The sequence below is a fragment of the Frigoribacterium sp. Leaf44 genome (assembly GCF_001421865.1).
In the GTDB taxonomy this organism is placed as follows: Bacteria; Actinomycetota; Actinomycetes; order Actinomycetales; family Microbacteriaceae; genus Frigoribacterium.
On the sequence record NZ_LMLG01000001.1, the window covers coordinates 1,055,319 to 1,064,037 of the forward strand.

The 8,719-nt window shown below is 70.6% G+C and carries 7 protein-coding genes and 4 tRNA genes; 6 read left to right on the forward strand and 5 right to left on the reverse strand.

Annotated features, from left to right (window positions below; genetic code table 11):
* Nucleotides 1-104 precede the first annotated feature (104 nt).
* Nucleotides 105-1,322 carry a S9 family peptidase gene (locus ASE87_RS04810; RefSeq protein WP_235472194.1) on the forward strand — a complete coding sequence of 406 codons (1,218 nt, stop codon included), beginning with the start codon at nucleotides 105-107 and terminating at the stop codon, nucleotides 1,320-1,322.
* Here ASE87_RS04810 and ASE87_RS04815 read toward each other — a convergent pair.
* From ASE87_RS04815 to ASE87_RS04825, 3 genes are read right to left on the reverse strand one after another with little or no spacing between them, the layout of a single operon-like run.
* Nucleotides 1,280-2,035 carry a dihydrofolate reductase family protein gene (locus ASE87_RS04815; RefSeq protein WP_052505058.1) on the reverse strand — a complete coding sequence of 252 codons (756 nt, stop codon included), beginning with the start codon at nucleotides 2,033-2,035 and terminating at the stop codon, nucleotides 1,280-1,282. The genes ASE87_RS04810 and ASE87_RS04815 overlap by 43 nt on opposite strands.
* Entirely contained in the window at nucleotides 2,032-2,475 is a 444-nt protein-coding gene (locus ASE87_RS04820) for a SufE family protein (RefSeq protein ID WP_043592696.1), read from the reverse strand. Before ASE87_RS04820 ends, ASE87_RS04815 begins: the two co-directional genes overlap by 4 nt.
* Complete coding sequence (locus ASE87_RS04825) at nucleotides 2,472-3,371, reverse strand: sulfurtransferase (protein ID WP_056226358.1); 900 nt, start codon at nucleotides 3,369-3,371, stop codon at nucleotides 2,472-2,474. The genes ASE87_RS04820 and ASE87_RS04825 overlap by 4 nt, the downstream gene beginning before the upstream one ends.
* Before the next feature lie 175 nt (nucleotides 3,372-3,546).
* On the opposite strand from ASE87_RS04825, the gene zapE reads away from it, so the two are divergent.
* Both zapE and ASE87_RS04835 read left to right on the forward strand, forming a co-directional pair.
* A complete protein-coding gene (gene zapE / locus ASE87_RS04830; protein ID WP_056226361.1) occupies nucleotides 3,547-4,563 on the forward strand; it encodes a cell division protein ZapE in 1,017 nt (338 codons plus the stop codon).
* 220 nt (nucleotides 4,564-4,783) lie between these two features.
* Nucleotides 4,784-6,064: an ammonium transporter gene (locus ASE87_RS04835; RefSeq protein WP_055972632.1), complete on the forward strand. Its 1,281-nt coding sequence runs from the start codon at nucleotides 4,784-4,786 to the stop codon at nucleotides 6,062-6,064.
* Nucleotides 6,065-6,217: 153 nt separating this feature from the next.
* On the opposite strand, the gene ASE87_RS04840 is transcribed toward ASE87_RS04835, so the two are convergent.
* Together ASE87_RS04840 and ASE87_RS04845 are read right to left on the reverse strand one after the other, a co-directional pair.
* Complete coding sequence (locus ASE87_RS04840; RefSeq protein ID WP_056226364.1) at nucleotides 6,218-7,912, reverse strand: alpha-amylase family glycosyl hydrolase; 1,695 nt, start codon at nucleotides 7,910-7,912, stop codon at nucleotides 6,218-6,220.
* A 121-nt stretch (nucleotides 7,913-8,033) separates the two neighbouring features.
* Nucleotides 8,034-8,109: transfer RNA gene (locus tag ASE87_RS04845), tRNA-Val, on the reverse strand.
* 174 nt (nucleotides 8,110-8,283) lie between these two features.
* On the opposite strand from ASE87_RS04845, the gene ASE87_RS04850 reads away from it, so the two are divergent.
* From ASE87_RS04850 to ASE87_RS04860, 3 genes are all read left to right on the forward strand, one after another.
* Nucleotides 8,284-8,355 (forward strand) — tRNA-Gly (locus ASE87_RS04850).
* 66 nt (nucleotides 8,356-8,421) lie between these two features.
* A tRNA-Cys gene (locus ASE87_RS04855) sits at nucleotides 8,422-8,495 on the forward strand.
* 81 nt (nucleotides 8,496-8,576) lie between these two features.
* A tRNA-Val gene (locus tag ASE87_RS04860) sits at nucleotides 8,577-8,648 on the forward strand.
* The last annotated feature ends 71 nt before the right edge of the window (nucleotides 8,649-8,719 follow it).

An 8,719-nucleotide genomic window follows, 5' to 3' on the forward strand; every position in this document is an offset into this window, starting at 1 on the left:
GACTAGGGTCGATCCCGAGGGCGACCCCCGCGGCACGCCGCGCCCGGCTCAGCAGATCCACAGGTCACCCTCGACCCCACCTCACGCCGCACGAGGAGTCGCCCGTGAACCGCCCCGCACATGCCGAGCGACGGGGCGTCGGCCCGGTCGCCGTCGTCTCGATCGTCGTCGGGGGCACCGTGGTGGTGTCGTCCGCCGCCCTCGCCTCGGGGATCGTCGCCATCGCCCGCAAGATCGTCACGCCCGCCCGCCGCCGACGTGACGACGTGCGGGTCGAGGCCCATGACGCCGTCACCGGGACGATCACCCTCCGTTCGACGCCCGACACGCGCCTCCCCGGTCGCTACAGCTTCTGGTACGCCCGGGGCCGAGGCCACGCCCGGGTCGGCGACGTCGTCCGTGACGACGGCCGGTCCGTCGTGCGTCGCGTCGATGGTGTCGACGGGCCCGGCCTCGAGCATGCCCACCGGGGTCGCATCGGCGGCTGGCTGTTCCCGACGCCGCGTGACGCGGGGCTCACGGGCGACGAGGTCGAGATCGCCACCGAAGTCGGTCCGGCGCCCGCCTGGCTCGTCCCCGCCACGACCGGCCTCGCGGGACCGTGGATGATCGGGGTGCACGGTCGCGGGGTCACCCGCGCCGAGACCATCCGGGCTGCTCCGGTCTTCCACCGGGAGGGCCTGACCTCGCTCCTCGTCTCGTACCGCAACGACGGAGAGGCGCCTCGATCGCCGGACGGCCGCTACGCCCTGGGCGATTCCGAGTGGCGCGACGTGGAGGCGGCGATCCGGTTCGCCCTCGACCGCGGGGCGACGTCCGTCGTGTTGATGGGATGGTCCATGGGTGGGGCGCTCGTGCTGCAGGCCGCGACTCGCTCCTCCCTGCGCGGCGTCGTCTCGGGCCTCGTGCTCGAGTCGCCCGTCGTCGACTGGAGGACGACCCTCGCCTACCAGGGGGCGGCCATGCGGGTGCCGCGGGCCGTCCAGGGTCTGGTGCTGCGCCTCCTGGGTTCGCCCCTGCTCTGTCGGTTGGCCGGCAGCGCCGAGCCGATCGACTTCGACCGGCTCGACCTCGTCGCGCGGGCCGACGAGCTCGACCTGCCCGTACTGCTGCTGCACAGCGACGACGACGGTTTCGTCCCGTCCACTGCGTCACACGCGTTGGCCGAGGCGCGGCCCGATCTCGTCACCTTCGAGGTGTTCCAGGTCGCCCGGCACACCAAGCTCTGGAACCTCGACCCCGAGCGGTTCGAGCGGGCGATCGGTGAGTGGCTCGGTCGTCACCGACTCGCGGGGCCGCCGTCGACGGACCACCGCGCGTAGAGCGTGCTCTGCTCGTCGACCAGCAACTGGCCGAGCACGAGCGACGCGGGGTCGAAGCGTTCGCGACCGAAGACGGGCAGGCCGCTGCCGATCACGACGGGAGAGGTCGAGAGGCACAACTCGTCGACGAGGCCGTCCCGCAGGAACTGTCCGGCGAGCGAGGGGCCACCCTCGCAGACGAGCGAACGGAGGCGCTGGTCGCGTAGGCAACGCAGGATCGCGGCGGGCTCCAACCGTCCGTCGTCGTCCGGTGCCGTCAGCACGGTGGCGACCGCCCAGATCTCCTCGCCGAGGGTCGCACGGACCCGGTCGCGGGCGGATGCGGGGCACACGACGACGACCCGGCCGGCCTCCGACGGGTCCATGCGATGGCCCGAGAGGTCGCCCGACGACGTGACGACGACGAGTCGTGAGGACTTCGGCACGCGGTAGCCCTCGGCCCGCACGCTGGCCGCGCCGACGAGGACGCCGTCGGCGAGCGAGCGGATGGCCGCGAGGATCGTGCGGTCGGTGGCGTTGCTCAGGGTCTCCGAGGTGCCGTCGGAACCCGCGGCGTCGCCGCTGACCGCGGCGATCAGGTTGAGTCGCAGCCAGGTCTCGCGGGGTGGGGCGTACAGCTCGCGGATCCGGGCGGGTGTCGAGTCCTCGTCGATGTCGAGCTCCAACCCGACGTCGCCCGTCCGCTCGAGGGCGTGCAGCACCCGGAGTGTCACGCGCCGGCGGTCCGTTCGCGGATCTGGCGCTTGGCGCGACCGAGCAGGGCGGTCATGCCGCGGATCCGCAACGGGCTCACCGCCTCGGACAGACCGATGGTCTGCGGGTAGTCGTCGGGGACGTCGTCGAGCACCTGGGCGACGGTGAGCCCGTCGAGTCCCTGCGCGAGGATCGAGGCGAAGCCGCGCGTCGTCGGAGCCTCGCGCGGTGCGGTCGCGTGCAGGTGCACCCGGTCGTCGGTGACCTCGACGAACAGGAACACGGGGGACTGACACTCGACCACCCGTTCGAGCAGGTCGGGGTGGTCCGCGTAGCGGGCCGGCAGCTCGGGCAGCTCGTTCGAGAACTCGAGCAGCAGCTGCAGACGGTTCCGCACGTCGAGGGCGAGGAACTCCTCGCGGATGTCGACGAGCGCTTCGGGCAGGGCGGAGTCGGTCACCGGGCCGGCACCTCGCCCGGTTCGGTGCCCTGCACGATCGGCACGCGAACGGCGCTGCCCCACTCGGTCCAGGAACCGTCGTAGTTGCGCACGTCCTCGAAGCCCATCAGGTGCGTCAGGACGAACCACGTGTGGCTCGATCGCTCGCCGATGCGGCAGTAGGCGACGACCTGGTCGCCGTCCGAGAGTCCCGCGCCGTCGCGGTAGATGGCGTCGAGCTCGGCGAGCGGCCGGAAGGTGCCGTCGTCGGCCGCGGCCTTGCCCCACGGTACGTTCTGCGCGCTCGGGATGTGGCCGGCGCGAAGGGCTCCCTCGTCGGGGTAGGCCGGAGCCGTGGTGCGCTGGCCCGAGAACTCCTCGGGCGAACGAACGTCGATCAGCGGCTTGCCGAGGTGCGCCAGCACGTCGTCCTTGTAGGCCCGGATCACGCTGTCGTCCCGCTCGACGACGGGGTAGTCGGTGGCCTCGACCGCGGGCGCCTCGGTCGTGTAGTCGCGACCTTCGGCCTCCCATTTGGCGCGGCCCCCGTCGAGCAGGCGGACGTCCTCGTGCCCGAAGAGCGAGAAGACCCAGAGGGCGTACGCGGCCCACCAGTTGTTCTTGTCGCCGTAGATGACGACCGTGCTGTCGCGCGAGATGCCGCTGCGGCTCATCAGCGCGGCGAAACCCTCGCCGTCGACGTAGTCGCGCTGCACCGGGTCGTTGAGGTCGAGGTGCCAGTCGATCTTGACGGCGCCGGCGATGTGACCGGTCTCGTACAGCAGGACGTCCTCGTCGGACTCGACGACGACGAGCCCGGGGGTGCCGAGGTGCTGCTGCAACCACTCGGTGCTGACGAGACGCTCGGGGTGGGCGTACTCGCCGAAACGGGCGGACGTGTCGTGCTCGACGGCCATGGTGTCTCCTTGTGCGGGTGTCGGGTGGAGCCGACGTCGGGCGACGGGTGGCGCCCGGCGGCGTAGGATCGCCTCTGGTCGGCCCCGTCGAGGTTACGCATGCCGCGTGACCGTCGCCCGGGAACCGTACGACTCTGACACAGATCCCCGCCCACACCGTTGCGAGGCCGCGCCCATGCCCCCCGAATCCGTCAGCACCCTCGTGTCGTTGACCGACCGCACCCCGACGATCACGGGGGCCGAGATCGTGACGCAACTCGTGCCTCCTCGTCAGTTCGCCGAGGCCTCGCTCGAGAACTACCGACCCGACCCGGACTTCGCCTCACAGGCCGAGGCCATAGCCGCCGTGACCGCGTTCGGAGGCGCGGGTGCCGACGCCCCGCGGAGGGGTCTGTTCCGCAAGAAGCCGGCCGCCCCGGCCGTGCGTCCCGGCCTCTACCTCGACGGCGGCTTCGGTGTGGGCAAGACCCACCTGCTCGCCGCCCTCTGGAACCGCACGCCCGGCCGTCGCTACTTCGGCACCTTCATCGAGTACACCGCGCTGGTCGGCGCCGTCGGCTACGCCGGTGCCGCGTCGCAGCTCAAGGGCGCCGCCCTGGTCTGCATCGACGAGTTCGAGCTCGACGACCCGGGCGACACGATGATGATGACCCGACTGCTCGGCGACCTGGCCGACGACGGCACCCGCATCGCCGCCACGTCGAACACCCCGCCCAACGCCCTGGGCGAGGGCCGGTTCGCCGCCGCCGACTTCCTCCGCGAGATCCAGGGGCTGAGTGACAAGTTCCTCACCCTCCGCATCGACGGGAACGACTACCGGCGGCGCGAGGTCGAGGCCCGGGCGCACGTGGCCGACGACGTCGACGCGGCGGCGGCCTCCCTCGGCGGCACCGTGTCGCTCGACGACTTCGACGGCGTCGTCGCCCACCTCGCGACGGTCCACCCCAGCAAGTACGTCAAGCTCGTCGACGACCTCGACGCGGTCGGGCTCCGTGACGTCCACGTCCTCACCAGCCAGGTCGACGCGTTGAGGCTCGTGGCCTTCGTCGACCGCCTCTACGACGCTCAGATCCGGGTCGTCGCGTCGGGCACGCCCCTCGACCAGGTCTTCTCGGACGAGATGTTGGCCGGCGGCTATCGCAAGAAGTACCTGCGGGCCGTCTCGCGCCTGGTGGCGCTCACCTCGCTCTGAGGACATCCCCACCCGGTACGGGGCGAGCCGAAACACGTTGTTTACCTGCGCCCGAATCGTGTTACATCGGTGAAACAATCCCGCACACGGCTGGAAACCTCACCCCGCGACACTGGTGGCGCACCGGACGAGAGCGTTCGTCACCACAGCCCGCGGACCCGCGCGGTCGACCTCGACGTCGGTGCCTCCCTGGCTCAGAAACTCGAGAGGTGACCCACCCATGGACCAAGGCAACACCGCCTTCATGTTGATCTGTGCGGCACTCGTGCTGCTCATGACCCCCGGCCTGGCCTTCTTCTACGGCGGCCTCGTCAAGGCCAAGAGCGTCATCAGCATGATGATGCTGAGCTTCGGGGCGATGGGCCTCATCGGCGTCCTGTGGGTGCTCTTCGGCTACGCGATCGCCTTCGGCAACCCGACCTCCATCCCCGGTGGCAGCGAGAGCTTCGTGGGCATCCAGGGCTTGTTCGGCCTCGACGTCGCGAACCTCGGCCTCGGCGCCGCCTTCGAGGACAGCCTCGACCCCACCGGCGCCTACCCGACGATCGCCTTCGCCGCGTTCCAGGCCACCTTCGCGATCATCACGGTCGCCCTCATCTCGGGCGCCATCGCCGACCGGGCCAAGTTCGGCGCGTGGATGATCTTCGCGGGCGTCTGGGCCACGGTCGTCTACTTCCCCGTCGCCAGCTGGGTCTTCAACTTCACCAAGGACGCCGACGGCAACACGGTGGGTGGCTGGATCGCCGCCATGGGCGTCATCGACTTCGCGGGCGGCACGGCCGTCCACATCAACGCCGGTGCCGCGGCCCTCGCCCTGGCCCTCGTCCTCGGCAAGCGCGTCGGCTTCGCCAAGGGTGCCGACAAGCCGCACAACCCGCCCTTCGTCCTGCTGGGTGCCGGCTTGCTCTGGTTCGGCTGGTTCGGCTTCAACGCCGGCTCCGAGCTCGCCGCCGACGGCGTCGCCGCCCTGGCGTTCCTCAACACCATCGCCGCCCCCGCCGCCGCCGTGCTCGGCTGGCTCGTCGTCGAGAAGCTGAAGGACGGCAAGGCCACCTCGGTCGGCGCCGCCTCGGGTGCCGTCGCCGGTCTCGTCGCCATCACCCCGGCCTGCGCCGCCCTCACCCCGGGGTGGGCCGTCGTCCTCGGCGTCGTCGCGGGTGCCGTCTGCGCCCTGGCCATCGACCTCAAGTTCAAGCTCGGCTTCGACGACTCGCTCGACGTCGTGGGCATCCACCTCGTCGGTGGCCTCATCGGCACGCTGTACCTCGGCATCTTCGCCAACGACACCGGCCTGATCTTCTCGGGCACCTTCACGCAGCTCGGCATCCAGGCCCTGTCGGCGTTGGCCGTCATGCTCTACTCGTTCGTCCTGGCCTTCGTCATCGGCTTCGTGATCGAGAAGACCATCGGCTTCCGCGTGAAGAACGAGGACGAGGTGGCCGGCATCGACCTCGCCCTGCACGGCGAAGAGGGCTACGTCCTCGAGAACTCGCGCGCCTGACCCACCCCGCACGACGAACGGCCCCGGTCCTCGGACCGGGGCCGTTCCGCGTGCGGGCCACGCACACCGCGGCAGAGCGCAGGAGGCGCGGTGCGAGACCCCCTCGCACCGCGCCTCCTGCGGGTGGTCGCCTCGTGCGACCGGGCCCGGCTCTCAGGTCAGCGAGAACCAGACCGTGGTCTCGCCCGGCACCTCGGTGACGCCGGCGAGCGTGTCCTGCAGCGGCTCGCTGGACGCGAGCACACGCGCGCCGGTGGGAAGGTCCACCGGGCCGCCGCCGAAGTTCGTCAGCGCGTGCCAGCCGTGGTGGCGGGCGACGTGGACGACCTCGTCCGAGGCGTCGTCCACCCAGGCGAACTCCTCACCCCGCTGCAGCTCTCGACGGAGCGCCAAGGCGCGCCGGTAGATCGACAGCGTGGACTCGTCCTCGTCGTCCTGCACCGAGACGGCGAGGTCCTCGAACCACTCGGGCTGCGGCAGGTGCGGGGCGTGGTCGCCGAAACCCAGGGCGGGCTCGCTCGTGTCCCAGGGCAACGGCACCCGGCTGCCGTCACGGCCCTTGCGCCGGTGGCCCGTACGCGTCCAGACCGGGTCCTGCAACTGGTCGGGGCGCAGGTCGGCCACCTCGAACAGGCCGAGCTCCTCGCCCTGGTAGACGTAGGCCGAGCCCGGCAGGGCGAGCATCAGCAATGTCGCGGCACGGGCCCGACGGAGACCCGCGTCGGGGTTCAGGGTCGGACGTCGTCCGTCGCTCAGGACGAAGGCGTCGAGGTCCTGCCCCCTCGGCAGGCCGTAGCGCGTGGCGTGACGGACGACGTCGTGGTTCGAGAGCACCCAGGTGCTCGTCGCCCCGCTGACGGCCGCCTGCTCGAGGGTCGACGCGATGATGGTCCGGTACTGGTCGGCGTCGAAGTCGGCGCGCGTCAGGGCGAAGCTGAAGGCCTGGCCGAGCTCGGTGGGGCGGGCGTAGAGCGGCACCCGCTCGGGCTGCACCCAGGCCTCGGCCACGGCGCTCCGGGGCGGGTCGTACTCGTCGAGGACCCGGCGCCACCCCTCGAAGATCGTGTGCACCTCGTCACGGTCGTAGAGCGGGTCGCTGCCGTCGACCGGCAGGACCTGACGTTCGGCCGCGTCGCGGAGGGGTTCGGTGAGGTCCTTCGCGAGCCCGTGCGCGACGTCGACCCGGAAGCCGTCGACCCCACGGTCCGACCAGAACCGCAGCGTGCGCTCGAAGTCGGCGCGCACCTCGGGGTTGCTCCAGTCGAGATCGGGCTGTTCGGGGGCGAAGAGGTGCAGGTACCACTGCTCGGGGGTGCCGTCGGGGCGCTGCAACCGGGTCCAGGCGCCACCGCCGAAGTTCGACACCCAGGTGGACGGGGGAGTGGCACCGTCGTCGCCGAGGCCGTCCCGGAACACGTAGCGGGCACGGGCGGCGCTGCCGGGCTCGGACGCCACCGCCTCACGGAACCACTCGTGATCGCTGGAGGTGTGGTTGGGGACGATGTCGACGACGACCTTGAGCCCGGCCGCGTGGAGGGTGGTGACCATCTCGTCGAAGTCGTCGAGGGTGCCCAGGCGAGGGTCGACGTCACGGTAGTCCGCGACGTCGTACCCGCCGTCGGCGAGCGGGGACGGGTAGAAGGGGCTCAGCCAGACGGCGTCGACCCCCAACCGTTGCAGGTAGGGCACGCGCGAGGTCACGCCGGGCAGGTCGCCGATCCCGTCGCCGTTCGCGTCGGCGAAGCTCCGCGGGTACACCTGGTAGACGACGGCCTGCCGCCACCAGTCGGCGTCGGCAACGGGCGACGGGTGGGTCGTGGACGCACGGGAGGCGGGGGAGTCGGTCATGGGCCGAGGATGCCACGTCTCGGGAGCGGGCGGCGTCGATGCCCCGGCGGCAGCACCGGATCGGGGATCTCGGTCCGGGAACGACGAGAGGCCCTGCGGATGCAGGGCCTCTCGATGGTCGTGGTGGGCGATACCGGGCTCGAACCGATGACCTCTTCCGTGTGAAGGAAGCGCGCTACCAACTGCGCCAATCGCCCGTGTGGGACTCGACGATGCTAGTGCATCGCGGGGCTCGAACGCCATTCCGCCGGTCGCCGGGGCACCTCTCGTGAGCTGCCCCGCGACCGATCGAGACACGAACTTCCCTCGATTTGGTTTCTGCCCCAGGGTGTGGGTATTGTTCTTTTGCACGCAGAAATGCAAAGCGAAATGCGGATGTGGCGCAGCGGTAGCGCATCACCTTGCCAAGGTGAGGGTCGCGAGTTCGAATCTCGTCATCCGCTCGAGTGTAATGCTCACCAGAGGGTGGTCCACCGACTGGTGGCCTCCCTCTGGGGGGCTACTCGTATGGTGGAGTGGCCGAGAGGCGAGGCACCGGCCTGCAAAGCCGTTCACGCGGGTTCAAATCCCGTCTCCACCTCCATTCGATCCAGGCCTAGGTCTAGAATCGATGTTGCAATTGAATAGTGCGATTCGAGAACTCGTTCTCGGTTCGTTGAGACATGAGCGATTGGCGCAGCGGTAGCGCGCTTCCCTGACACGGAAGAGGTCGCTGGTTCGATCCCAGTATCGCTCACACACAGAAAGCCCCGGCCTCGGCCGGGGCTTTCGTCATGTCGGGGCTCCCACGGTCGAGAGCGCTTCACC